Raw genomic sequence first — 23,015 nt, 5'->3', positions numbered from 1 at the left:
GGGTGGCTTTGTCAGCCGCGCCGGGCGCGGGGATCCAGGGCGTCCCGGACGCCGTCCCCGAGGAGGTTGAGCGCCAGGACCAGGAGGAAGAGCAGGACGCCGGGCACGAAGAGGTACATCGGGTCCTGGAGGAAGAACTGGGAGGCGTCCGAGAGCAGCGCTCCCCAGTCGGGGTTGGGCGGGATGACGCCGACGCCCAGGTACGAAAGGGCCGCCTCGGTGGTGATGTTCTGCGGGACGGCCAGCGCGAAGGAGATCAGGATCGGCGCCCACAGGTTGGGCAGCAACTGCCGGAAGAGGATGTGCCGCCGGCCAGCGCTCATCAGCCGCGCGGCGTCGACGAACTCCCGTTCGCGCAGGGACAGTACCTGTCCGCGCACCAGACGGGCGGTGTACGCCCAGGCGAAGACGGCGATGTTGAGAACCAGGACGAGGAGGCGGAGGTTCTCGTCGGTGCCGCCATGGGTGTTGGTCTGCAGCGCGTTCTGGATCACCGGGGTGAGCGCGATGATGAACAGCAGCTGCGGGAACGCCAGCATCACGTCCATGATCCGGGAGAGCAGGGAGTCGACCCAGCCGCCGAAGTAGCCGGCCGCGAGCCCCGCGACGACACCGACCACGGTGGACAGCACGGCCGAGGCGAAGCCCACGTACAGGGAGGTGCGCAGACCGTAGACGATGCGGGCGAACAGGTCGTAGCCCGTGCCCGGTTCGACGCCGAGCAGATGCTGGGCGCTGATGCCGCCCAGCGATCCGTAGGGGAAGTTGCCCGTGTCCGGGTTGATCGCCCTGTTGTCGGGGGTGATCGGTCCCCAGCTGGTCAGCGCGGTGAGGACCGGCGCGAGCAGGGCGATCACGATGAACAGGACGGTGGCCGCCAGTGCGGCCGTGGTGACCTTGTCCCGTCTGATCCGTCGCCAGGCCATCCGGGCCGGTGAGCGGCCGGCGACGACCGGGCCGCCGGGTCTGCTGTCCTGCGTCGACGGCTCGGTCAGCAGCGCGGTGCCGCCGCCGGTGTCGACCGGCTGGTGTTGCGTGGTCATCGTACGGACATCCCGGATCTGCCCCTGAGGCAAGGAAATTGAGTGGCGGTCGTGAGCGCCGCCGTGAGACATTGCGGACTTTCGCAATGCCGTGCGAGGCCGGTCAAGCCGAGCAGGGGCCAGAAAAGGGATTGTTTGCGGTCATGGAAAAGTGTTGACGAGAGCGGGGAATGTGATTACCCGCCGCGTGAAGGAATGAGGGCGATTCCTTGGGCGGTGATTGGCATTGCCTCCGGGCGCGTTTCCTCTCGCTTTTCCCTCGGAATCCCCCGCGCCGGGTAAAGGGCACGCACGCGGACCCCGGCTCAGCCGACGGGCACCCCCGGCTCAGCCGACGGGCACCCCGGCTTCCAGGTAGAACGCCGCTCCGCGTTCGCGCGCCCTCAGCGCCCAGCGCAGCCGCTCGTAGCGCACCGGTGGCAGCAAGTCGGCGGCCTCCTCCTCGGTGACGAACCGCCAGTCGCGCAGTTCCGGCCCGGGCAGTACCAGCCGGCCGGCCTCCGCGGAGTCGAGGAGACCGCCGTCGAAGAGGAGCCGCAGGCCGCCGAAGCCGGGGGGCGCGGGGCGCTCCCAGTCGACGACGAGCAGGCTCGGCACCTCGTCGAGGTGGATGCCGGTCTCCTCGGCGACCTCCCGGACACCGGCCCGCGCGGGCGCCTCACCGGGTTCGACGACGCCCCCTGGGAACTCCCAGCCGGCCTTGTAGGTGGGGTCGACCAGCAGCACCCGGTTCTGCTCGTCGAAGAGGAGCACACCGGCGGCGAGCGTCTCGGCGGTGGGCTCGGGCGTCTGCACGATGTCGCAGACGGGCACGGAGCCGCCCTGCACGGCCTCGGCGATGCGGGCGGCGGTCTCGTACGGCGTGAGGTCGCTGGTGTCGACCGGGTGCGCGTCCGCGGCGAGCCAGGAGGCGAGCGCGGCCCGGTACGGCTCGATGTGGTCGACGGACCACTGCCGTATTCGTATCTCGCCGTCGGGGAGGTCCCGCGGAACCTCGCGGCCCGCGATGCGCTCCCGCAGTATCGTTTCGGCCGGAGCGAGCAGGATGTGGCTGACCGGAATCCTGCGCGCGGCCAGGCCGCCGAAGATCTCGTCGCGGTACTCCTGACGCAGCAGCGTCATCGGGACCACCAGGGTTCCGCCGAGCTCGGCGAGCATCGCGGCCGCCGTGTCGATCACGAGCCGTCGCCAGATCGGCAGGTCCTGGAAATCGCCGACCTCGGCGAGGCGCTTGGGCGGCAGCAGATACCGCAGCGCTCCGCCGATCACCTCGGGGTCGAAGAGCGTGCTGTTCGGGATCAGTTCGATCAGTTCCTGTGCGGTGGTGGTCTTCCCCGCACCGAACGCGCCGTTGATCCAGACGACGGTCACAGGTCCCCCTCTTCTGTTGGCCCCCTGAGGCTTGCCCGCTCCACCCTGCCACGGAAACCAGCCCCAGTTGAGGGCGCATGACGACGGCGCCGGCGCCCCCCTCACGCGGGGAGCGCCGGCGCCGTGAGCCGAGGCCGGAGCGGCTCGTCAGCCCTTCTTCTTCTGGACGCCCTTCTTCTGGACGCCCTTCTTCTTCTGGACGCCGTCCTTCCCTGCCACGGACAGGCCGTCCTTGCCGACGGCCTGGTTGAGCGTGTTGAGAGTCTCGTCCACGTTGATCCCGGGGAGCTTCTCTCCGACAGCGTGCGACGGGGTGACCGCCGCGACGACGAAGCCGGTGGCCAGGGAGGCGATGGCGAGCATGCTGCGCTTCTTCATGACCGACTCAACTGCCGGACCCGCTCCGGGGTCACGCCACTGGGCCGTTCGGGCGACGCGACGGCCTCACTCGGGACCGGTGTTCCAGGTCCCGGGCCCGCCGCCGCGCCATTCGATCAGCCCCGACGCCGCCGCATACGCCTCGTCCGCGTCCTCGATCCCCGCCCGCCGCAGGAACTCGGCGACGTCCAGCAGCCCGTACGCGATCCCGAGGAACTGGTCGTCCACACGGACCCGCCGGCCACCGTCCGCGGCGGGCGGGTAGACCACGACGGGCTTCACGGACGCCATGGCACCAGGGTGCGCGCGGACGGCACCGGGCGCGCGCCGGGGTGGGCCGTTCAGCCGACCCGCTGTGCCTGTTCCGAGGCGCCCACATAGTCCGCGAGATGCTCCCCGGTCAGGGTGGAGCGGGCCTCGACGAGTGCGGCCGGGGTGCCCTCGAAGACGATCCGGCCGCCGTCGTGTCCGGCGCCCGGGCCGAGGTCGATGATCCAGTCGGCGTGCGCCATGACCGCCTGGTGGTGCTCGATGACGATGACCGACTTTCCGGCGTCGACGAGCCGGTCGAGCAGCCCGAGCAACTGCTCCACGTCGGCGAGGTGGAGGCCGGTGGTCGGCTCGTCGAGTACGAAGACGGAACGGCCCCCGCCCTTGTCGCCCATGTGCGTGGCCAGCTTGAGCCGCTGCCGCTCGCCGCCGGAGAGCGTGGTGAGCGGCTGGCCGAGGGTGAGGTAGCCGAGCCCGACGTCCGCCATCCGCTCGATGATCCGGTGGGCCGCGGGGGTGCGCGCCTCACCGGCGCCGAAGAACTTCTCCGCCTCGGCCACGGACATCGCCAGCACCTCGCTGATGTCGCGGCCGCCGAAGCGGTACTCCAGCACCGACGCCTCGAACCGCTTGCCCTCGCACACCTCACAGGGGGTGGCGACGCTCTGCATGATCGCCAGGTCGGTGTAGATGACACCGGCGCCGTTGCAGGTGGGGCAGGCGCCCTCGGAGTTGGCGCTGAAGAGCGCCGGCTTCACGCCGTTGGCCTTGGCGAAGGCCTTGCGGATCGGGTCGGCGAGGCCGGTGTAGGTCGCCGGGTTGCTGCGCCGGGAGCCGCGGATCGCGGTCTGGTCGATCGACACCACGCCGTCCTCGGTGGGGATCGAACCGTGCACGAGCGAACTCTTGCCGGAGCCGGCGACGCCGGTGACGACGGTGAGCACGCCGAGCGGGATGTCGACGTCGACGTTCTGGAGGTTGTTCGCCGTCGCGCCGCGGATCGCGAGCGTACCGGCGGGCTTGCGGACCGTCTCCTTCAACGCCGCCCTGTCGCCGAGATGACGGCCGGTGACGGTCCCGCTCTTGTGCAGCCCCTCCAGGGTGCCCTCGAAGCAGACGGTGCCGCCCGCGGTGCCGGCGCCGGGGCCGAGGTCCACGACATGGTCGGCGATGGCGATCGTCTCCGGCTTGTGCTCCACGACGAGCACGGTGTTGCCCTTGTCGCGCAGCCGCAGCAGCAGGCTGTTCATCCGCTGGATGTCATGGGGGTGCAGTCCGATGGTCGGCTCGTCGAAGACGTACGTGACGTCGGTGAGCGAGGAGCCGAGGTGCCGGATCATCTTGGTGCGCTGCGCCTCGCCGCCGGAGAGCGTGCCCGAGGCGCGGTCGAGCGAGAGATAGCCGAGGCCGATCTCCGTGAACGAGTCCAGGGTGTGCCGGAGCTTGGCGAGCAGCGGAGCGACCGAAGGATCGTCGATCCCGCGGGCCCATTCGGCCAGGTCGCGGATCTCCATCGCGCAGGCGTCCGCGATGTTGACCTTGCCGATCCTCGAGGAGCGGACCAGTTCGCTGAGCCGGGTGCCGTCGCACTCGGGGCACTCGGTGAAGGTGACCGCCCGGTCCACGAAGGCCCGGATGTGCGGCTGCATCGACTCGCGGTCCTTGGCGAGGAAGGTCTTCTGGATCTTCGGGATCAGCCCCTCGTAGGTGAGGTTGACGCCGTTGATCTTCACCTTGGTCGGCTCGCGGTACAGGAAGTCGTGCCGCTCCTTCTTGGTGTACTCGCGGATCGGCTTCTCCTTGTCGAAGAAGCCCGACTCTGCGATGACCCGCACCACCCAGCCGTCCCCGGTGTAGGTGGGGATGGTGAACGGGTCCTCGGAGAGCGACTTGGAGTCGTCGAACAGCTGGGTGAGATCGATGTCGGAGACCTTGCCCCGGCCCTCGCAGTGCGTGCACATGCCGCCCGTACGACTGAAGGTCACCTTCTGCGTCTTGGTCTTGTCGGTACCCCGGTCGACCGTGATCCCGCCGCTCGCCGAGACCGAGGCGACATTGAAGGAGAACGCGCCGGGCGGGCCGATGTGCGGCGTGCCGAGCCGGCTGAAGAGGATGCGCAGCATCGCGTTGGCATCGGTGGCGGTGCCGACGGTGGAGCGCGGGTCGGACCCCATCCGCTGCTGGTCGACGGTGATCGCGGTGGTCAGTCCGTCGAGCACGTCCACCTCGGGCCGGGCGAGGTTGGGCATGAAGCCCTGCAGGAAGGCGCTGTAGGTCTCGTTGATCAGCCGCTGCGACTCCGCGGCGATGGTGTCGAACACCAGCGAGCTCTTGCCCGAGCCGGAGACGCCCGTGAACACCGTGAGCCTGCGCTTCGGAATCTCGATGCTGACGTCCTTGAGGTTGTTCTCGCGCGCACCGTGCACACGGATCACGTCATGGCTGTCGGCAGCGTGCGGCCCGGGCGACCGTCTGTCCGTCGTCGTGGCCTTGCTCATCGTGTCTCCATCTGTCGCTCGGACGTTCTGTCCCCCGCACCGAACCGGTGGGGGTGCGGCGCGGGGGATGCGCATGGGGCCGGCCGCTGCTACGGCGTCACGGCTTCAGCTGCTGGATGCGGATCATGTTGCCCGCGGGGTCGCGGAAGGCACAGTCGCGCACGCCGTACGGCTGGTCGACCGGCTCCTGGACCACCTCGGCGTCGCCCGCCTGGAGCCGCTCGAAGGCGCCGTCGACGTCGGTGGTGGCCAGGACGATGCTCGCGTAGGTGCCCTTGGCCATCATCTCGGCGATGGTGCGGCCCTCGTCCTCGGTGATGCCCGGGTCGGCGGCCGGCGGATGCAGGACGATGTTGGTGCCGGGCTGGCCGACGGGGCCGACCGTGATCCAGCGCATGCCCTCGTACCCGACGTCGTTGCGGACTTCGAAGCCGAGGGTGTCGCGGTAGAACGCCAGAGCGGCGTCCGGGTCGTCGTGCGGCAGGAAACTGGCGTGAATGTTGAGGTCCATGGCCACCACGCTAGTTTCGGCCCGGGGCAGGCGCTTCTCGATTCCTGACCGGTCTGGTGACCTGCTTCGCCACGCACGACGGGATCCCCGCGGTCGCCCGCGCCGCCTCGCGCCGGTAGGCGCTGGGCGGCATGCCGACCAGCTCCGTGAAGCGGGTGCTGAAGGTGCCCAGCGACGAGCAACCGACCTCGAAGCACACCTCGGTGACACTGCGGTCGCCACGGCGCAGCAGGGCCATCGCGCGCTCGATGCGCCGCGTCATGAGGTAGCTGTACGGCGACTCGCCGTACGCCTGCCGGAACTCGCGGCTGAGATGCCCGGCCGACATGTGCACGCCCCGGGCCAGCGCCTCCACGTCCAGCGGCTGTGCGTACTCCCGGTCGATCCGGTCCTTGACCCGGCGCAGGCGCGCGAGGTCACGCAGGCGCTGCGCCGAGGTGGGTCTGCTGCTCACATGCCGGATCGTGCCACATCGCACGGATATTCGGTCGATTTCGCCGGAAGAGCCGGCATCCCGGGCCGGGGCCTGTCAGGGGAAGTACGTGTCGAAGGTTCCGATCCACCATGCCGCGAGCGGCAGGAGGCACACCTGCACGCCCGCTGTGATCCAGCAGCGGCCGAGCACCGCGATCCCGAAGGTCCACCACGCGGTGGCGCGCAGCGCGCTCACGACTCCGGCCTGGTATCCCCGCCCGGTGAAATCGGCCATGCCGGGGTAGCCCATCCAGTCCTCGGTGAAGATGCCCTCCGTCCCCAGCACGATGGCCGCCGACACGAACCACAGGTCGGCCAGGAGGGCCGCCGCGGCGAGCGCCACGTCGAAGCGCAGGAACGCGGGCGCCGGCAGCAGCAGCCGTACCGCGAGGGCCCCTTGGCGGCGTGTCCAGTCCCGCTGCCGGACACGCACCAGCGTGACGACGGCGAACACCAGCGCCCCGAGAGCCGCCGCCCACCCGCCCATGAAGACCAGCCCGAAGAACATCATCCCGGCACTCACGCCGGGCCAGATGCCGCGCCGGGCCGGAGTGGTTCCTTCCGTGTCAGGGGCGGCCGGGGCCCCGGAGACGCTCCGGCCCCACCGCCTGAACGTTCCTGCCCGGTCTCACACCCCCGCCGCGGCCGCGTCCGTCCGCTTCGCGAGCGCCGCCGCCGCTGCCCCCACCAGGCCGGCGTCGGTGCCCATCTGGGCCGGTGCCACGGTCAGCTGCCGGACGAAGGACAGGGTCGCGTAGGCGCTCAGAGCCTTGCGCAGAGGCGTGAAGAGGACGTCGCCCGCCTTGCCCACTCCCCCGCCGATCACCGCTATGTCGATCTCCACGAGGGTCGCCGTGGCGGCGATCCCGGCGGCCAGGGCCTGGGCGGCACGTTCGAAGGAGGCGACGGCGACCGGGTCGCCGGAACGGGCGGCGTCGGCCACCGCGGCGGCGGACGTGTCACCGTCGGGGCCGGGCCGCCAGCCGTTCTCCAGGGCGCGCCGGGCGATGTTGGGACCGCTCGCGATGCGCTCGACGCAGCCGTGCGAGCCGCACGGGCAGAGATCGCCGTCGAGGTCCACGCTGATGTGGCCGATATGGCCGGCGTTGCCGGTCGGCCCGGGGTGCAGCCTCCCGCCGAGCACCAGGCCGCCGCCGACACCCGTGGAGACGACCATGCACAGCGCGTTGTCATGGCCGCGGGCGGCGCCCTGCCAGTGTTCGGCCGCCGTGATCGCCACACCGTCGCCGATCAGCTCGACGGGCAGGTCCCCGGCCGCCGCCCGGACGCGCCCGACGAGCGGGTAGCCGCGCCAGCCGGGCACGTTCACCGGGCTCACCGTCCCCGCCGAGGCGTCCACGGGCCCGGCGCTGCCGATGCCCACGGCCGCGGCGCGCTCCCACAGCGGAGAGGCGGTGAGCTCGCCGAGCACCTCCTCCACGGCCCGCATCACGGTGTCGCCGTCCTCCCGGGCGGGCGTCGGCCGCTGGGCGCGGACCAGGATCCGGCCGTGGCCGTCCACCAGAGCGCCGGCGATCTTGGTGCCGCCGATGTCGAGCGCGGCCACGAGGTCGGTGTGCATCAGTGTCGGATCTCCCCGTCAACCATGAGAAAAACGCCGAGAAATACTGGGAATCGAATCGCGGTGGACAGTCTCCCCCGAGCCTGACAACGTTGTCCAGGCTCTATGCTCGACGCCACATCCTCATACAAACCCAGGACCTACGCACCCCCGTGGACGACAGGACAGGACACCGCACCGTGCCCCAGACCCCCCTCCGATCCGCAACGCGCTACGGCACCCGGCCGACCATGAAGGACGTCGCCGCACGCGCCGGAGTCGGGCTCAAGACGGTGTCCCGGGTGGTGAACGGGGAACCGGGGGTCACCCCGGAGACGGAGCGGCGCGTCCAGGAGGCGATCGACGCCCTCGGTTTCCGCCGCAACGACAGCGCGCGGGTGCTGCGCAAGGGCCGTACGGCCAGCATCGGCCTGGTCCTGGAGGATCTCGCGGACCCGTTCTACGGGCCGCTGAGCCGCTCGGTCGAGGAGGTGGCCCGCGCGCACGGCGCCCTGCTGATCAACGGATCCAGCGCGGAGGACCCGGAACGCGAGCAGGAGCTGGTGCTGGCCCTGTGCGCGCGGCGGGTGGACGGGCTGGTGGTGATTCCGGCCGGTGACGACCACCGGTATCTGGAGCCGGAGCTCAAGGCGGGTGTCGCCACGGTGTTCGTGGACCGGCCGGCCGGGTACATCGACGCCGACGTGGTTCTGTCGGACAACTTCGGCGGCGCCCGCGACGGCGTCGCCCATCTCATCGCGCACGGGCACCGCCGGATCGGCTTCATCGGCGACATGCCCCGCATCCACACCGCCGCCGAGCGGCTGCGCGGCTACCGGGCCGCGATGGAGGACGCGGGCATACCGGTGGCGGACTCCTGGATGTCCCTCGGCGTCACCGATCCCGAGCGGGTGCGCAGGGCGGCCGGGGACATGCTGTCCGGCCCGGACCCGGTCACCGCGATCTTCGCGGCCAACAACCGGGTGACGGTCACCGTGATCCGTGTGCTGGCCGAGCACGTCCGCCGTGTCGCCCTGGTCGGCTTCGACGACATCGAGCTGGCCGACCTGCTCCGGCCGGGCGTCACGGTCGTCGCCCAGGACGCGGCGGACATCGGCCGCACCGCGGCGGAACGTCTCTTCCGGCAGCTGGACGGCACCCAGCTGACCCCCGAGCGCATCGAGCTGCCGACCCGGCTGATCACCCGCGGCTCCGGTGAGCTGCCACCGGCGGACTGAGGCGGCCCATGGATCACCTCACCGATCGCACACTGCGGGCACTCGGCCTGGCCGAGGCGCCGCGCGAGCATCCGTTGCTGTATCCGGGCGCGTGGCCGGCCGACTCCGGGCTCCTCGACGGGGACTGTTTCCTGCCGCTGGAACGGCTGGTGTACGAGGACCGCACCCCGGTCCTCGCCATCGGCTCCAACGCGTGTCCGGGACAACTGCGGCACAAGATGGCCGAGTTCGGGATCATGTCCCCGCTGCCGATGGTGAAGACCCGGGTGCGGGGTGTCGACGCGGGCGTCTCGGCGCATGTGAGCCGCATGGGGTACATGTCGGCCTCGCCCGTCAGCGCCCCGGAGACCGTGCGGGAGCTGTTCGTCCTCTGGCTCGACGACGAGCAGCTCGCGGTGATCGACGCGAGCGAGGGCGCGCCCGTGCCGAGCGGCAACTTCAACCGTGCCTGGCTGCCCGCGCCCGATGTGCGGATCGACCTCGCGGACGGCACCCGGCTGCCGGGCGCGTACGCGTACGTCAACCGGCACGGGGTTCTGCACGACGGCACCGGCGCGCCGCGCACCCACCCGGGCCAGCGGGCCCTGCTCACCGAGCTGCTCTCCGGCCTGCCGCGGTTCAGGCAGCTCTTCGGCGTGGTGCCCGAGGAGTTCAGCGCGCGGGCCCGGGGTGACCGGCGGTTGTGCGAGCGGGGCACGCGGCTGTTCATCGAGGAGAAGCTGGTGACCGCCTCCGGCCTGGAGCGGTACGTCGGCTCCGGGCCGACGGGGTCTCAGCAGACCGGGAGCCCGGGGACCGGCGCGTCGTTGTCCCCGCCCTTGACGTAGACATCGCTGACCCAGACGTCCGTGTTGCCGCTGTCGTCGTCGGTCTTGGCCCACCAGACGTTGGTCCACCGGCCGTCCGTCTCTCGGCGGCCCAGGTTCTGCTGGCAGTAGAAGTAGTTGGTGCCCGCGTTGAGGACACCGACCTTGGTGCCGGAGGCGGTGTAGGAGTCGGCGGTCTTCCAGACCTGGCAGTTGTACTTGCCGCCGCCGATGGCGTGGCAGGCCGGTTCGGGAGCGGGGGTGGCCGAACCGCCGCCCGTCCCGCCATTGCCGGAACCGCCTCCGGTGTCGCTGCCTCCTGAGGTGCCCGATGTCCCTCCCGTCGCGCCGGCGGAGGACTCGGCGGGGGCCGGGGTGGCCGCCCGGCCGGTGGGCTCGGGGTCCTTCTTGTCGCCGGGCCTCTGGGACGGGGCCTTGCCCTTCTCGTCGCCCTGCTGTGTGGGCCGGGGAGCGTTCGAGCCGTCGTCGGTGCGACCCGGCTCGGAGGAGGCCGCGGCATCCGCACGGGCGGCGTCGGTCCGGGCGCCCGCTTCCTTGTCGCCGGTGTCGCTGAGCACGGCGGCCGTGACACCGGCGGCGGCGAGAACGACGGTGGCGGCCGCGGCGGCGAGCAGGACACGGGACCTACGGCGGGACGGGCGGCCGGAGTTCACCGGACCTGTGGGGGCGGAGGCGCCGGGGGCGGTGCTGTCCGGGTCGGACGGCCCGAAGCCGTGCGGGCCGGGTCCCGAGCCGTACGGGCCGGACCCTGAGCCGGCCGCCCCGGCAGGTGTGGCGGCTCCGAAGGCCGCGGGCGTCCCGGAGCCGGGGGTGCCCGGGGCCTCGTCGGGCCCGGCGGTGCCCGGCTGTACGTGCTGCGGTGGTCCGAACCCCGGCGGTACCGCCGGAACACTGCGCTCCGTCTCCGGGCGCGGGGGCGAGGGCGACGCCGCAGGGTCGCGCAGTGGAGAGGTCGGCGTGTCCGTACCACCCGAGTCCGCCACCGACTGGAGCAGCTCTCGGGCCCGGTCGGCCTCCGGGCGGGCCTCGGGGCGCTTGTCCATCAGCTGCTGGAGGACGGGGCCGAGAGGGCCGGCCCGCACGGGCTCCGGCAGCGGCTCGGTGACGATCGCCGTGAGCGTCGAGAACGTGGACGTACGGCGGAACGGCGAGGCCCCCTCGACGGCCGCGTACAGCGTGGCGCCCAGGGCCCAGATGTCGGAGGCGGGGCCCGGGTCGGCGCCCTGGGCACGCTCGGGGGCCAGGTAGTCGAGGGAACCGACGAGTTCGCCGCTGCGGGTCAGATGGGTGGCCGAACCATCGCCCGGGTCGTCCATGGTGGCGATGCCGAAGTCAGTGAGGACGACGCGGCCCGAGCGGTCGAGCAGGATGTTGCCGGGCTTCACGTCTCGGTGCAGGACACCCGCCCGGTGGGCGGCGGACAGCGCGTCCATGACCTTGGCGCCGATCCCCGCCGCCTCGCTCGGGTCCAGCGTGCCCCGTTCGCGCAGGACGTCGTCCAGGGACGGCCCGTCGACCAGTTCCATGACGATGAGCGGCCGGCCGTCGACCTCCGCGATGTCGTGCACGGCGATGACACCGGAATGGCGCACCCGGGCCGCCGCACGCGCCTCGCGCTGCATCCGCAGTCGCAGAGCGGCCAGTTCAGGGCCGGCCACGTCGGTGTAGGTGCGCAGTTCCTTGACGGCGACCTCGCGGCCGAGGACCTCGTCGACGGCCTTCCAGACGACGCCCATGCCGCCGCGTCCCAGCTGGGCCGTGACGCGATAGCGGCCCGCCAGCAGCCGGCCGGCTCCCTCGGTCTGCCCGTGCTCCCCCGTTGACACCGCTGCCCCGTTCCTGTGACCCCACTGGATCCACCGACACGTCAGTACGTGGCGTACAGAGTACGGGGCGGCGATGACATCGAAAGTCGGCGGTGACGGCTGTGACAGGGCCGGTACGTGCCTTCACGACCGTGGGAGGGAAGCCGTCAGGCAGAGGCCGTCAGGTCCGCCCGCCTGGGCGTCGCGAAGCTCTCCAGGTCGGCACGGGTCAGGCCGGTCAGCCGGGCGACCTCGCCGATGTCGAGGGCGCCGCAGTCCAGGCCGCGCAGCAGGTAGCCGCTGAGGGCCTTGGCGGTGGCGGGCTCGTCCATGACGTCGCCGCCGGTGCGGTTGGCGTAGCGGGCGAGACGGGCGGCGGCCTGCTCGTAGCCCTCGCGGTAGAAGGCGAAGACGGCCGCGTACCGGGTCGGGATGTGGCCGGGGTGCATGTCCCAGCCCTGGTAGTAGGCGCGGGCCAGGGCGCGTCGGGTGAGGCCGTAGTGCAGGCGCCAGGCGGCGTGCACCTTCTCGGTGGGGCCGACGGGCAGCACGTTGGTGGAGCCGTCCGAGACGCGGACGCCGGTGCCGGCCGCCGCGACCTGCATGACGGCCTTGGCGTGGTCGGCGGCGGGGTGGTCGCTGGCCTGGTGGGCGGCGGAGACTCCGAGGCAGGCGCTGTAGTCGAAGGTGCCGTAGTGCAGGCCGGTGGCGCGGCCCTCGGCTGCCTGGATCATGCGGGCGACGGTGGCGGTGCCGTCGGCGGCGAGGATGGACTGGCTGGTCTCGATCTGGATCTCGAAGCCGATCCGGCCGGGCTCCAGTCCGTGGGTCTTCTCGAAGGCGTCCAGGAGTCGCGCCATGGCGGTGACCTGCTCGGCGTACGTCACCTTGGGCAGGGTGAGCACCAGTCCGCGGGGCAGGCCGCCGGCCTCCATCAGGCCGGTGAGGAAGATGTCGAGGGTGCGGATGCCCCGGTCTCGTACGGGCGCCTCCATGCACTTCATCCGGATGCCCATGTACGGCGCCGCGGTGCCGTCCGCATACGCCTCCGCGATCAGCCGGGCGGCGCGGGCGGCGGCCTCGTCCTCCTCGGCGTCGGGACGGTTGCCGTAACCGTCCTCGAAGTCGACGCGCAGGTCCTCGATCGGCTCGCGCTCCAGCTTGGCGCGCACGCGCGCGTGGACGGGCTCGGCCAGTTCCTCGGCGAGGCCGAGGACGGCGGCGAAGGACTCGGCGTCCGGGGCGTGCTCGTCGAGGGCCGCCAGGGCACGGTCGCCCCAGGAGCGGACGGTGTCGGCGGCGAAGACGTCGCCGGGTACGTAGACGGTGTGGACGGGCTGGCGGGTGCCGGGGTCCCCGGGGTAGCGGCGCTCCAGCTCCGCGTCGACCGGCGCGAGGGAGGCGCTGATCTCCTCGCTGATGGCGCCCGCGAGGCTGGTCGCCACCTTCTCCTGCTGGCCCTGACCCATTCCGAGACCCTCCTATTTTCCGCTGTGCGGAATCAATAATCCGTAGAGCGAAGTTATCGGCCGACCTTCGCCCTGGTCAACACCGTCTTGAAGTGGGATTCTCCATCCTTCCCCCTTGATCACTGCCGACCCGCCCTCATCTTCCGTATTCAGAAGGCAAGCTTCATCCTGACGTGCAAGGGGAGGGAGACCACGTGCCGAACGAGGTCCGAGTGACGCGCCGCCACGGACTCAAGGCGGCGGCGGCCGCAGCCATCGCAGGACCGCTGCTCACCACCGCGGGCCCCACACAGCCCGCTTCCGCCGGCGAGCACCCGGGCGCCCTGGACGTCATGACGTTCAACGTCCGCTTCGGGACCGTCGTCGACAGGACACCGCGCTGGGAGGTACGCCGACCGGTGATGCGAGAACTGCTGCGCCGCGAGCGACCGCACGTCATCGGCACCCAGGAAGGGCTCTACCGGCAAGTGCGCGCGATCGAGAAGGATCTCGGCGAGCACTACGACTGGATCGGCACCGGCCGCGGGGGCGGCAGCAAGGACGAGTTCATGGCGGTCTTCTACGACACGCGCAGACTCGAGCCGATCGAATTCGATCACTTCTGGCTGTCCGACACTCCGTACACGATCGCCTCGAACACCTGGGACGCGGACTGGCTGCGCATGGTGACCTGGGTCCGTTTCGCCGATCTCGCCCACGGGAGACGGGAGTTCTACGTCCTCAACACCCACCTGGACAGCGTCAGCCAGTACGCCCGGGAACGCTCGACGGGGCTCATCGGCGAGACGATCTCCGGGTGGGACCGGTCATTACCGGTCATCGTCACCGGCGACTTCAACGCGGCCGCTCACGACAACCGGGTGTACGACCTCATGCTGGACATCGGACTGGTGGACGCCTGGGACGCGGCGGCCTCGCGGGGCCCGGCGTACGGGACGCACCACGGCTACCGGGAGCTCAGGCCCGGCGGGCGGCGCATCGACTGGATCCTCACCACGCCCGGGGTGACCACGCACTGGGCCGGGATGAACACCTTCAGCATGGACGGGACGTACCCGAGCGACCACCTGCCGGTGCAGGCCTCGATGACCCTGGGATGAGAAGAGGCCCCCGTGACCGTTCGCGCGGTCACGGGGGCCTACTTCAGCCGGGGTCGATCAGCCCTTGCGGGTCTTGATCTCCTCGGTCAGCGCCGGGACGACGTCGAAGAGGTCGCCGACGATGCCGTAGTCGACGAGGTCGAAGATCGGGGCCTCGGCGTCCTTGTTGATCGCGACGATGGTCTTCGAGGTCTGCATGCCGGCGCGGTGCTGGATCGCGCCGGAGATGCCGGAGGCGATGTACAGCTGCGGCGACACGCTCTTGCCGGTCTGGCCGACCTGGTTGGTGTGCGGGTACCAGCCCGCGTCCACCGCGGCACGCGAGGCACCGACAGCGGCACCGAGGGAGTCGGCGAGCGCCTCGATGATCGCGAAGTTCTCCGCGCCGTTGACACCACGGCCACCGGAGACCACGATCGCGGCCTCGGTCAGGTCCGGACGGCCCGTCGACTCACGCGGCGTGCGGCCGGTGACCTTGGTGCCGGTGGCCTGCGCGGAGAAGGACACGGACAGCGCCTCGACCGCACCGGCGGCCGGGGCGGCCTCCACGGCGGCGCTGTTGGGCTTGACCGTGATGACCGGGGTGCCCTTAGAGACACGGGACTTGGTGGTGAAGGAGGCGGCGAACACCGACTGGGTGGCCACCGGACCCTCGTCGCCGGCCTCCAGGTCGACGGCGTCGGTGATGATGCCGGAGCCCAGACGCAGCGCCAGACGGGCGGCGATCTCCTTGCCCTCGGCGGAGGACGGCACCAGCACGGCGGCCGGGGACACGGCCTCGTGCGCGGCCTGGAGGGCGTCGACCTTCGGTACGACCAGGTAGTCGGCGTACTCGGCGGCCTCGTGGGTGAGGACCTTCACCGCGCCGTGCTCGGCGAGGGTGGCGGCGGTGTCGGCGGCACCCGCACCCAGCGCGACGGCGACGGGCTCACCGATACGGCGGGCCAGCGTCAGCAGCTCCAGGGTGGGCTTGCGGACGGCGCCGTCCACGTGGTCGACGTAGACGAGAACTTCAGCCATGGGACTTCTTCTCTCCTGCTTGCGAAAGATGAGGGGCGGTCAGCGAATGCCGGGCTCAGATGAACTTCTGGCCCGCGAGGAACTCAGCGAGCTGCTTGCCGCCCTCGCCCTCGTCCTTGACGATCGTGCCCGCGGTACGGGCCGGGCGCTCGGCCGCGTTGTCGACCGTGGTGTAGGCACCCTCGAGGCCGACCTCCTCGGCCTCCAGGTCCAGGTCGGACAGGTCCCAGGACTCCACCGGCTTCTTCTTCGCGGCCATGATGCCCTTGAAGGAGGGGTAACGCGCCTCGCCCGACTGGTCGGTCACCGACACGACCGCCGGCAGGGAGGCCTCCAGGCTCTCCGTGGCGGCGTCGCCGTCGCGGCGGCCCTTGACCGTGCCGTCCTCGACCGACACCTCGGACAGCAGGGTGACCTGCGGGACGCCCAGGCGCTCGGCGAGCAGCGCGGGGACGACGCCCATGGTGCCGTCGGTGGAGGCCATACCGGAGATGACCAGGTCGTAGCCGGCCTTCTCGACGGCCTTGGCCAGGACCAGGGAGGTGCCGATGGCGTCGGTGCCGTGGATGTCGTCGTCCTCGACGTGGATCGCCTTGTCGGCACCCATGGACAGCGCCTTGCGCAGGGCGTCCTTGGCGTCCTCCGGGCCCACCGTCAGAACGGTGATCTCCACGTCGTCGTCGGAGTTCTCGGAGATCTGCAGCGCCTGCTCGACCGCGTACTCGTCGAGCTCGGAGAGCAGACCGTCCACGTCGTCCCGGTCGACGGTCAGGTCATCGGCGAAGTGCCGGTCGCCAGTGGCGTCGGGCACGTACTTCACAGTGACAACGATCCTCAAGCTCACGCCGGCTCTCCTACTGCATCGTCATTTCTCGGCTGCCTACTTGCAGGCAGCATAGGCGCCTCAAGCGGCCGATTCCGGTCGGGGCGACCCACGCTCCGAGCGAAATATTACTCGTCAGTACACCTAGTTCGTTCCCGCTAAGCAAGCGCTTTGAACTGTGACCTTCGCAACGCAGCGTAACCGGAACTCGACGGTCCCGCAGCCCGGGGGGCATGCCCCTCAGTCGGGCAGTCTCTGGAAACGCCCCTGGTGGTAGAGGAGCGGCCGCCCGGCGCCCGTGGGGTCTCCGTGCAGGACCTCGGCGAGCACGAGCCGGTGGTCTCCGGCGGGCACGCGGGCGACGACCCGGGTCACCAGCCAGGCGAGCACGCCGTCGAGCAGGGGGACGCCCTCGGGCCCCTCCCGCCAGACGGTGGGCGGGGCGAAGCGGTCGGCTCCGTTGCGGGCGAAGGTGGCTGCCAGCTCCTGCTGGTGCTCGCCGAGGATGTGGACGCCGACATGATCGGTCGCCGCGATCGCGGGCCAGCTGGAGGAGCCGGTGCCGACGCCGAAGGACAGCAGGGGCGGTTCGGCGGAGACGGAGGCGAGGGAGGTGGCGGTGAAGCCCACCGGACCGGTGTCGCCACGAGCGGTGATCACGGCGACTCCCGCCGCGTGCCGCCGGAAGACCGAGCGCAGAAGGTCGGGCGTGGCGAGGAGGTCCGAAGGCATGGGGTCAGGCTGACGATAATTGGTGTGCACAGTCAAGTTCGTTTCGTGATGTGGGAGATGGCTCACTGGACGCACTCCGGCCGTGCCGACACCTCACACCGCCTCCCCCAGCGCGGCGATCACATCGGCCTTGCGCGGCTGCCCGGTGGCCCGCCGCACCACCCGGCCGTCGGCGTCGAGGACCAACACGGTCGGGGTCTTGAGGATGTCCAGCCGCCGTACGAGGTCCAGACGGGCCTCGGCGTCGATCTCGACGTGGGCCACTCCGGGGACCACGCCGGCGACCTCTCCGAGGACCCGCCGGGTCGCGCGGCAGGGCGCGCAGAACGCGCTGGAGAACTGCACGAGGGTGGCCCGCTCGCCCAGTTCCGCGCCCAGCTCCGCCGCATCGAGCCGCTTGCCGTCGTCCCGCCCGCGCACCCGCACTCTCCCGCTCCGCCGCCGTTGCAGCACTCCGTAGGCGCTCGCCGCCGCGAGCACCAGTACACACACCACCAGTCCGGTCATCACCTGCGTCAAGCGTTCACGAGACCGCAAAGATTCCCGCCCCCTCAACGGGGCCGCGTTGCGGAATGCTTGGTTCCCATGGACATCGACGCAAGAGGGCCGCGTTTCGGCGCGGCCGTGACGACCGTCGTCCTGGCGGTCGTTCTGGTCACGGGAAGCGCCTGGCTGCTGGCCTGGCAGACGCTGGCGTTCCTGCTCGGCGCGGCGGGCGGGGTGAGCCGGTCCCCCTACGGCTGGCTGTTCCGGAAGGCCGTACGGCCGCGGCTCGGGCCGCCGAGCGAGTTCGAGGCCCCCGAACCGCCGCGTTTCGCCCAGGCGGTGGGTCTGCTGTTCGCCGGACTCGGGCTCGTCGGCTACACCCTGGGGCCCGACTGGCTGGGACTCGCGGCGACCGGCGCGGCGCTCGCGGCGGCCTTCCTCAACGCCGCGTTCGGGTACTGCCTGGGCTGCGAGTTGTACCTGCTCGTACGGCGGGTGGCGGTACGCGCGGAGTAATACGGGCGTAAAAGCACGAGGTGGGATCACTCGGCGACGTGACGAGAATCTCGTCCCCGGCGGGCACGAGGACTGGCTACCCGGCCGTTCTTCGGGCACGATCTGCGACAAGCCGTAAACCTACGGCTGCGTAACTTTCCGCTGGGAATCCCTTCCCAGGCAGAGCAGGAAGGGTCCGGCCCGCCCATGGCAGAGCTCGTCTACCGTCCCGTCGTCGGTTTCGCCCGCACGCTGTTCAAGGCGTGGGACCTCAAGATCGACTGCCAGGGTTCGGAGAACATCCCGCGCTCGGGCGGCGCCGTGCTGGTGAGCAATCACATCAGCTACCTGGACTTCGTCTTCGACGGCCTGGCGGCCCTGCCGCAGAAACGTCTCGTGCGCTTCATGGCGAAGGAGTCCGTCTTCCGGCACCGGGTCTCCGGCCCGCTGATGCGCGGCATGAAGCACATCCCCGTGGACCGCAAGCAGGGCGAGACGGCCTACGCGCACGCCCTGGACTCGCTGCGTTCGGGTGAGATCGTCGGGGTCTTCCCGGAGGCGACGATCTCGCAGTCGTTCACGCTGAAGAGCTTCAAGTCGGGCGCCGCGCGCATGGCGCAGGAGGCCGGAGTCCCGCTGATCCCGATGGCGGTGTGGGGCACTCAGCGGCTGTGGACCAAGGGCCACCCCCGCAACTTCAAGCGCAGCCACATCCCCATCACGATCCGGGTCGGCGAGGCGATCGAGGCCTCCCGCGACAAGTACGCGGGTGCGATCACACGTCAGCTGCGCGAGCGCGTCCAGGAGCTCCTCGAGGCCGCCCAGCGCGCCTACCCCGTGCGCCCGAAGGGCCCGGAGGACACCTGGTGGATGCCGGCCCACCTCGGCGGCACCGCGCCGACGCCGGAGCAGGTGCGCGCGGCGGAGGCGCACTGACCAGGTGCCTCACAGCACGGTGGGGAGTGTCTCCCACAAGTGGGGCCGGTCGCGGGCCGATGTGAGGGTGTCGAGCACGACCGGGTGAGGCGCGGCATACAGGACCGGACAGTCCCTCTCGCCGACCGCCGCATCCGGCGTGAAGGCGAGCCGCTCTCCGTCGAGGGAGAACCGCGCGTCCACACCCGGCTTGTTGCCCCGCGGGTCCTGCCGGTGCCAGGCGCCGTCGAACCGCACGGCGACCAGGCCGTGCACCATCTCCAGCTCCTGGTAGCACAGCGCGGTCAGGATGTCCTCGGCGCGCAGCAGCGCCGCGAGCGCGTGGGACTTGGCGTAGCAGATGCCGGTGCCCTGTTCCAGGACGTCGGAGGCGCGCCAGGTGACGCGGAGGTCGCCCGAGTCCTGCGAGTGCGGAATGGTGTCGCGCACGAAGTCGAACGCCGCCTGCGCATACTCATACGAGTTCTCCACACCCTTGGCCAGCTCGGCCGCTGTTGCGCGAACGAGCGGATGGTGATGGTCGATCACCTCGTCAGCGGCCAAGTAGGCGGAGAGGTCTGGGGTTTCCTGGATCAGCTGCATACCGGCAGAGCGTAGGAACGGCATCACTCCTAAGTCAATGCATTTTCTATCGTCCGTATATCTATGCACCGATGGGAAGAACGGCTGAACACCGCCGCAACCACCTGCCCGACCACAACCCTTCCCCCGCGCCACCGGTCTCGGCCTCCGCAGATCTGTGACTAGGGGGAAGACATGAAACAGCCACACCGCTTACTGGGCGCCGCACTCGTCTCCTGCGCCCTGGCGGCGGCCGGAGTCGGGGCCGTGCCCGCGTACGCCATGGAGAACCAGCTGTGGATCAGCGCACCGTACGAGACGGTGCTGCCCGGCGCGGACGCGAACGGTGACGCTCGGGCGCGCACCCTGGCCGTGCAGGTCAGCCGCGATGTCGCCGACGGCAGCCTGCCGGCCGGGCGACTGACGGTCGACATGAGCGAGATCGCCTCGTTCGCGCGGGTGTCGTGGCCCGCGAACTGCGTGCCCGAGTCGGATGTGCGGGCGGTCTGCGCCGTCCCGGCGATGCCCGCGGGGACGGACACCGTGCCGGCCGCCACGTTCGAACTGCGCGCGCTGCCGGGCGCGGACGTCAGCGCTTCGGGGTACGTGCGCTACTCGGCCACCGCCGGAGAAGCGACCTCCCACCCGGGCGAGACCCGGGTGGGCGTGGGCAACGGGCCGGACCTCGGGCTCAGCCAGGCCGACTGGCAGCGGGACCTCAGGCCGGGCTCGCGGACGAGCGTGCGGGCGACGCTGTCCAACAGCGGCAACCGCACCGCGGAGCGCACCCTGCTCTGGCTCAACGCCTCGTACGGGCTGCGCTTCATGGAGCGGCACGCGAACTGCGAGTACCGGGAGCACGAGACCGGCACGTCCGCCCTGTGCGTGCTGGACGAGTCGGTGGCGCCCGGGCAGCAGTACGCGCTGAAGACCGGACTGGGCATCGGGCACAAGGCGATGTACGAGCGGTTCGACCACTCCGTCCACCCCTACTCGGACGAGGCGCTCGCGGAGATGCGCGGCGAGTGGACGTGGACCCGGGGCGCGGGGTCCGAGCTCGACCTGCGTCCGGTGACCGCCGCCGGGGCCACGGCGACGGATCCCGACATCGATCCTCAGGACAACTACCGGACCGTCATCCTCGACGCCCGGAACACCGCCGACCTGAAGCTCACCGGCAGCAGGGTGAGCGGTGGCGCCGGTGACACCGTGACCGCCCGTGTCACCGTGCACAACCGCGGCCCGGCCTGGGTGGCGTCGCTGGGCGTGGGCGCGCCGGTGGCCACGGTGAGGTTCCGGGCGCCGGAGGGCACCACGGTCGTGCTCCCGCCGGAGGCGAAGTGCTGGACGCAGCCGGAAGAGCCGGAGGAGGGGTCCGTCACGACCTACTTCTGCCGGACTCCCGTCTACCTGCACGACAAGGCGTCGTACACCTTCGAGATTCCCTTGCGGATCGACCGTGTGGTGCGCGGGGCACGCGCCACGGTCGTCACCGTCAACGACGATCCCGAGCTGAGCATCAGGGAGTTCGACCCGAACCTGCGCAACAACAGGACGGAGATCGTCGTCAACCGGTGAACCGCACGGGTCAGCGGGCCATCTCCTCCTTGAGCGCCGCCACGAACGTGTCCACGTCCTCCTCGGTCGTGTCGAAGGCGCACATCCAGCGGACGTCGCCCGCGGCCTCGTCCCAGAAGTAGAAACGGAACCGCTTCTGCAGACGCTCGGTCACCTCGTGCGGCAGGCGGGCGAACACCGCGTTGGACTGCACGGGGTAGAGGATCTCCACCCCGTGCACGGCGCGTACGCCCGCGGCGAGGCGCTGGGCCATCTCGTTGGAGTGGCGGGCGTTGCGCAGCCACAGGTCCCGGGCGAACAGGGCCTCCAGCTGCACCGACACGAAGCGCATCTTGGAGGCGAGCTGCATGGACAGCTTGCGCAGGTGCTTCATGTGGCGGACGGCGTCCTGGTTCAGGACCACGACGGCCTCGCCGAACAGGGCACCGTTCTTGGTGCCGCCCAGGGAGAGGAGGTCGGCGCCGGCGGTGTACGTGAACGCCCGCATCGGGACGTTCAGGGTGGCGGCGGCGTTGGCCAGCCGGGAGCCGTCCACGTGCACCTTCATGCCGTGCGCGTGGGCGTGCTCACAGATGGCGCGTATCTCGTCCGGCGTGTAGGCCGTGCCCAGTTCGGTGGTCTGGGCGAGGGAGACGACCTGCGGCATCGCGCGGTGCTCGTCGTCCCAGCCGTACGCCTGCCGGTCGATCAGCTCGGGCGTGAGCTTGCCGTCGGGCGTCGGAACGGTGAGCAGCTTCAGGCCGCCGACCCGTTCGGGAGCCCCGCACTCGTCGACGTTGATGTGCGCGCTCTCGGCGCAGATCACCGCGCCCCAGCGGTCGGTGACCGCCTGGAGGGCGACGACGTTCGCTCCGGTGCCGTTGAAGACCGGGAAGGCCTCGGCCGTGGCGCCGAAGTGGCTGCGGACGACGCTCTGGAGGTTCTCGGTGTACGCGTCCTCGCCGTACGCGACCTGGTGCCCGCCGTTGGCCAGGGCCAGGGCGGCGAGCACCTCCGGGTGGGCGCCGGCGTAGTTGTCGCTGGCGAAACCGCGGACTTCCGGGTCGTGATGGCGGCGCGCGTCGGTCTTCGGCGGGTTCACGGCTTCTCGGTGAGCCACAGACGGTTTCCGTTCACTTCGGCGGCGGGCTTGTCCCAGACACCCACGACGGCCTCGGCCAGGTCCTTGACGTCGGTGAAGCCCGCGAACTTCGCGTTGGGTCGCTCGGCGCGCATCGCGTCGTGCACCAGCGCCTTCACCACCAGGATGGCGGCGGCGGACGTCGGGCCCTCGGCACCCCCCGCCTTGCGGAAGGCGTCGGCCAGCGCGAGCGTCCAGGCCTCGGCGGCGGCCTTGGCCGCGGCGTACGAGGCGTTGCCCGCGGTCGGTTTGGTGGCACCGGCCGCGCTGATCAGCAGATACCGTCCGCGCTCGCTGCGCTGCAGGGCCTCGAAGAAGGCCAGTGACGTGTGCTGCACGGTGCGGATCAGCAGCAGTTCCAGGAAGTCCCAGTCGTCGAGACTCGTCTTGATGAAGGTCTCGCTGCCGCGCCAGCCGCCCACGAGGTGGACCAGGCCGTCGACGCGGCCGAAGTCCTTCTCGATGTGCGTGGCCCAGTCCCGGGTGGACTGGAGATCCAGCAGGTCGACGGGCTCACCGGTGACGGTGGCGCCGCCCGACGCGTAGCGGGCCGCGTCCACGGCCTCCGCGAGCCGCTCGGGATCGTTGTCGGCGGCGGCGACGGTCGCCCCCGCCTCGGCCAGTCGCAGCAGCGCCGCGCGGCCCGCGGGCCCGCCCGCGCCGGCCACCGCGATCACCGCACCGCTGAGAGCTCCGTTCCCCGCCATCTTCTTCGCCTC

Annotated in this window: 24 protein-coding genes; 6 read left to right on the top strand and 18 right to left on the bottom strand. The window is 71.0% G+C overall.

The window, feature by feature from the left end:
- Window positions 1-11 precede the first annotated feature (11 nt).
- From ACFT32_RS10395 to ACFT32_RS10355, 9 genes are all read right to left on the bottom strand, one after another.
- Window positions 12-1,043 carry an ABC transporter permease gene (locus ACFT32_RS10395; protein WP_382487897.1) on the bottom strand — a complete coding sequence of 344 codons (1,032 nt, stop codon included), beginning with the start codon at window positions 1,041-1,043 and terminating at the stop codon, window positions 12-14.
- A 327-nt stretch (window positions 1,044-1,370) separates the two neighbouring features.
- A complete protein-coding gene (locus ACFT32_RS10390) occupies window positions 1,371-2,414 on the bottom strand; it encodes an NUDIX domain-containing protein (protein ID WP_382487895.1) in 1,044 nt (347 codons plus the stop codon).
- A 147-nt stretch (window positions 2,415-2,561) separates the two neighbouring features.
- Window positions 2,562-2,792 carry a hypothetical protein gene (locus ACFT32_RS10385; RefSeq protein ID WP_382487893.1) on the bottom strand — a complete coding sequence of 77 codons (231 nt, stop codon included), beginning with the start codon at window positions 2,790-2,792 and terminating at the stop codon, window positions 2,562-2,564.
- A 66-nt stretch (window positions 2,793-2,858) separates the two neighbouring features.
- Entirely contained in the window at window positions 2,859-3,083 is a 225-nt protein-coding gene (locus tag ACFT32_RS10380; protein WP_382487892.1) for a hypothetical protein, read from the bottom strand.
- A gap of 50 nt (window positions 3,084-3,133) precedes the next feature.
- Entirely contained in the window at window positions 3,134-5,560 is a 2,427-nt protein-coding gene (locus ACFT32_RS10375; protein ID WP_382487890.1) for an ATP-binding cassette domain-containing protein, read from the bottom strand.
- A 97-nt stretch (window positions 5,561-5,657) separates the two neighbouring features.
- Complete coding sequence (locus ACFT32_RS10370; RefSeq protein ID WP_215123247.1) at window positions 5,658-6,071, bottom strand: VOC family protein; 414 nt, start codon at window positions 6,069-6,071, stop codon at window positions 5,658-5,660.
- Between the two features lie 10 nt (window positions 6,072-6,081).
- On the bottom strand, window positions 6,082-6,525 hold the full coding sequence (locus tag ACFT32_RS10365; protein ID WP_382487888.1) for a helix-turn-helix transcriptional regulator: 444 nt from the start codon (window positions 6,523-6,525) through the stop codon (window positions 6,082-6,084).
- A 75-nt stretch (window positions 6,526-6,600) separates the two neighbouring features.
- Complete coding sequence (locus tag ACFT32_RS10360) at window positions 6,601-7,068, bottom strand: hypothetical protein (protein WP_382487886.1); 468 nt, start codon at window positions 7,066-7,068, stop codon at window positions 6,601-6,603.
- Window positions 7,069-7,173: 105 nt separating this feature from the next.
- Window positions 7,174-8,127, bottom strand: a complete 954-nt coding sequence (locus ACFT32_RS10355) for an ROK family protein (protein WP_382487884.1) — start codon at window positions 8,125-8,127, stop codon at window positions 7,174-7,176.
- Window positions 8,128-8,357: 230 nt separating this feature from the next.
- On the opposite strand from ACFT32_RS10355, the gene ACFT32_RS10350 reads away from it, so the two are divergent.
- Window positions 8,358-9,344: a LacI family DNA-binding transcriptional regulator gene (locus tag ACFT32_RS10350; protein WP_382488854.1), complete on the top strand. Its 987-nt coding sequence runs from the start codon at window positions 8,358-8,360 to the stop codon at window positions 9,342-9,344.
- 8 nt (window positions 9,345-9,352) lie between these two features.
- The gene (locus tag ACFT32_RS10345) at window positions 9,353-10,171 is read left to right on the top strand and encodes a hypothetical protein (RefSeq protein WP_382487882.1); all 819 of its coding nucleotides are present in this window, start codon (window positions 9,353-9,355) and stop codon (window positions 10,169-10,171) included.
- Here the strand turns inward: ACFT32_RS10345 and ACFT32_RS10340 are convergent.
- Window positions 10,117-11,997 (bottom strand): serine/threonine-protein kinase, encoded by a 1,881-nt coding sequence (locus ACFT32_RS10340; protein WP_382487881.1) that lies wholly within the window; start codon window positions 11,995-11,997, stop codon window positions 10,117-10,119. The two genes, ACFT32_RS10345 and ACFT32_RS10340, sit on opposite strands and share 55 nt — an antisense overlap.
- A gap of 146 nt (window positions 11,998-12,143) precedes the next feature.
- Window positions 12,144-13,445 (bottom strand): DUF6986 family protein, encoded by a 1,302-nt coding sequence (locus ACFT32_RS10335; RefSeq protein WP_382487879.1) that lies wholly within the window; start codon window positions 13,443-13,445, stop codon window positions 12,144-12,146.
- 194 nt (window positions 13,446-13,639) lie between these two features.
- Between ACFT32_RS10335 and ACFT32_RS10330 the strand changes: the two genes are divergently transcribed.
- Complete coding sequence (locus tag ACFT32_RS10330) at window positions 13,640-14,545, top strand: endonuclease/exonuclease/phosphatase family protein (RefSeq protein ID WP_382487877.1); 906 nt, start codon at window positions 13,640-13,642, stop codon at window positions 14,543-14,545.
- A gap of 57 nt (window positions 14,546-14,602) precedes the next feature.
- On the opposite strand, the gene ACFT32_RS10325 is transcribed toward ACFT32_RS10330, so the two are convergent.
- The 4 genes from ACFT32_RS10325 to ACFT32_RS10310 all read right to left on the bottom strand — a co-directional run bounded on the left by ACFT32_RS10325 (window position 14,603) and on the right by ACFT32_RS10310 (window position 17,627).
- The gene (locus tag ACFT32_RS10325; protein WP_382487876.1) at window positions 14,603-15,565 is read right to left on the bottom strand and encodes an electron transfer flavoprotein subunit alpha/FixB family protein; all 963 of its coding nucleotides are present in this window, start codon (window positions 15,563-15,565) and stop codon (window positions 14,603-14,605) included.
- Between the two features lie 55 nt (window positions 15,566-15,620).
- A complete protein-coding gene (locus ACFT32_RS10320; protein WP_184595137.1) occupies window positions 15,621-16,409 on the bottom strand; it encodes an electron transfer flavoprotein subunit beta/FixA family protein in 789 nt (262 codons plus the stop codon).
- 219 nt (window positions 16,410-16,628) lie between these two features.
- A complete protein-coding gene (locus tag ACFT32_RS10315) occupies window positions 16,629-17,120 on the bottom strand; it encodes a flavin reductase family protein (protein WP_382487874.1) in 492 nt (163 codons plus the stop codon).
- A gap of 93 nt (window positions 17,121-17,213) precedes the next feature.
- Window positions 17,214-17,627: a TlpA family protein disulfide reductase gene (locus ACFT32_RS10310; protein WP_382488853.1), complete on the bottom strand. Its 414-nt coding sequence runs from the start codon at window positions 17,625-17,627 to the stop codon at window positions 17,214-17,216.
- Window positions 17,628-17,705: 78 nt separating this feature from the next.
- Here ACFT32_RS10310 and ACFT32_RS10305 point away from each other — a divergent pair, with 78 nt between their 5' ends.
- Together ACFT32_RS10305 and ACFT32_RS10300 are read left to right on the top strand one after the other, a co-directional pair.
- Window positions 17,706-18,122 (top strand): DUF4395 domain-containing protein, encoded by a 417-nt coding sequence (locus ACFT32_RS10305; protein ID WP_382487872.1) that lies wholly within the window; start codon window positions 17,706-17,708, stop codon window positions 18,120-18,122.
- 186 nt (window positions 18,123-18,308) lie between these two features.
- On the top strand, window positions 18,309-19,037 hold the full coding sequence (locus ACFT32_RS10300) for a lysophospholipid acyltransferase family protein (RefSeq protein ID WP_382487870.1): 729 nt from the start codon (window positions 18,309-18,311) through the stop codon (window positions 19,035-19,037).
- A 9-nt stretch (window positions 19,038-19,046) separates the two neighbouring features.
- On the opposite strand, the gene ACFT32_RS10295 is transcribed toward ACFT32_RS10300, so the two are convergent.
- A complete protein-coding gene (locus ACFT32_RS10295; protein ID WP_382487868.1) occupies window positions 19,047-19,619 on the bottom strand; it encodes a transglutaminase family protein in 573 nt (190 codons plus the stop codon).
- A gap of 174 nt (window positions 19,620-19,793) precedes the next feature.
- Here ACFT32_RS10295 and ACFT32_RS10290 point away from each other — a divergent pair, with 174 nt between their 5' ends.
- Window positions 19,794-21,176 carry a hypothetical protein gene (locus ACFT32_RS10290; protein WP_382487866.1) on the top strand — a complete coding sequence of 461 codons (1,383 nt, stop codon included), beginning with the start codon at window positions 19,794-19,796 and terminating at the stop codon, window positions 21,174-21,176.
- Between the two features lie 10 nt (window positions 21,177-21,186).
- Here ACFT32_RS10290 and ACFT32_RS10285 read toward each other — a convergent pair whose 3' ends face one another.
- Together ACFT32_RS10285 and ACFT32_RS10280 are read right to left on the bottom strand one after the other, a co-directional pair.
- A complete protein-coding gene (locus tag ACFT32_RS10285) occupies window positions 21,187-22,257 on the bottom strand; it encodes a threonine aldolase family protein (RefSeq protein ID WP_382487864.1) in 1,071 nt (356 codons plus the stop codon).
- Window positions 22,254-23,003, bottom strand: a complete 750-nt coding sequence (locus tag ACFT32_RS10280; RefSeq protein WP_382487862.1) for an SDR family NAD(P)-dependent oxidoreductase — start codon at window positions 23,001-23,003, stop codon at window positions 22,254-22,256. The genes ACFT32_RS10285 and ACFT32_RS10280 overlap by 4 nt, the downstream gene beginning before the upstream one ends.
- Between the last annotated feature and the right edge of the window lie 12 nt (window positions 23,004-23,015).

This window comes from Streptomyces sp. NPDC057002 (genome assembly GCF_042673825.1).
Taxonomy (GTDB): Bacteria; Actinomycetota; Actinomycetes; order Streptomycetales; family Streptomycetaceae; genus Streptomyces.
Note: the sequence above shows the minus strand (reverse complement) of the source record. Positions and strands in the feature narration are given on the sequence as shown.

Coding starts and splice junctions, on each gene's coding strand:
- ACFT32_RS10395 (WP_382487897.1), bottom strand. CDS start 1,043: ATGACCACGCAACACCAGCCGGTCGACACCGGCGGCGGCACCGCGCTG.
- ACFT32_RS10385 (WP_382487893.1), bottom strand. CDS start 2,792: ATGAAGAAGCGCAGCATGCTCGCCATCGCCTCCCTGGCCACCGGCTTC.
- ACFT32_RS10380 (WP_382487892.1), bottom strand. CDS start 3,083: ATGGCGTCCGTGAAGCCCGTCGTGGTCTACCCGCCCGCCGCGGACGGT.
- ACFT32_RS10375 (WP_382487890.1), bottom strand. CDS start 5,560: ATGAGCAAGGCCACGACGACGGACAGACGGTCGCCCGGGCCGCACGCT.
- ACFT32_RS10370 (WP_215123247.1), bottom strand. CDS start 6,071: ATGGACCTCAACATTCACGCCAGTTTCCTGCCGCACGACGACCCGGAC.
- ACFT32_RS10355 (WP_382487884.1), bottom strand. CDS start 8,127: ATGCACACCGACCTCGTGGCCGCGCTCGACATCGGCGGCACCAAGATC.
- ACFT32_RS10350 (WP_382488854.1), top strand. CDS start 8,358: ATGAAGGACGTCGCCGCACGCGCCGGAGTCGGGCTCAAGACGGTGTCC.
- ACFT32_RS10345 (WP_382487882.1), top strand. CDS start 9,353: ATGGATCACCTCACCGATCGCACACTGCGGGCACTCGGCCTGGCCGAG.
- ACFT32_RS10335 (WP_382487879.1), bottom strand. CDS start 13,445: ATGGGTCAGGGCCAGCAGGAGAAGGTGGCGACCAGCCTCGCGGGCGCC.
- ACFT32_RS10325 (WP_382487876.1), bottom strand. CDS start 15,565: ATGGCTGAAGTTCTCGTCTACGTCGACCACGTGGACGGCGCCGTCCGC.
- ACFT32_RS10315 (WP_382487874.1), bottom strand. CDS start 17,120: ATGCCTTCGGACCTCCTCGCCACGCCCGACCTTCTGCGCTCGGTCTTC.
- ACFT32_RS10310 (WP_382488853.1), bottom strand. CDS start 17,627: ATGACCGGACTGGTGGTGTGTGTACTGGTGCTCGCGGCGGCGAGCGCC.
- ACFT32_RS10305 (WP_382487872.1), top strand. CDS start 17,706: ATGGACATCGACGCAAGAGGGCCGCGTTTCGGCGCGGCCGTGACGACC.
- ACFT32_RS10300 (WP_382487870.1), top strand. CDS start 18,309: ATGGCAGAGCTCGTCTACCGTCCCGTCGTCGGTTTCGCCCGCACGCTG.
- ACFT32_RS10295 (WP_382487868.1), bottom strand. CDS start 19,619: ATGCAGCTGATCCAGGAAACCCCAGACCTCTCCGCCTACTTGGCCGCT.
- ACFT32_RS10290 (WP_382487866.1), top strand. CDS start 19,794: ATGAAACAGCCACACCGCTTACTGGGCGCCGCACTCGTCTCCTGCGCC.
- ACFT32_RS10280 (WP_382487862.1), bottom strand. CDS start 23,003: ATGGCGGGGAACGGAGCTCTCAGCGGTGCGGTGATCGCGGTGGCCGGC.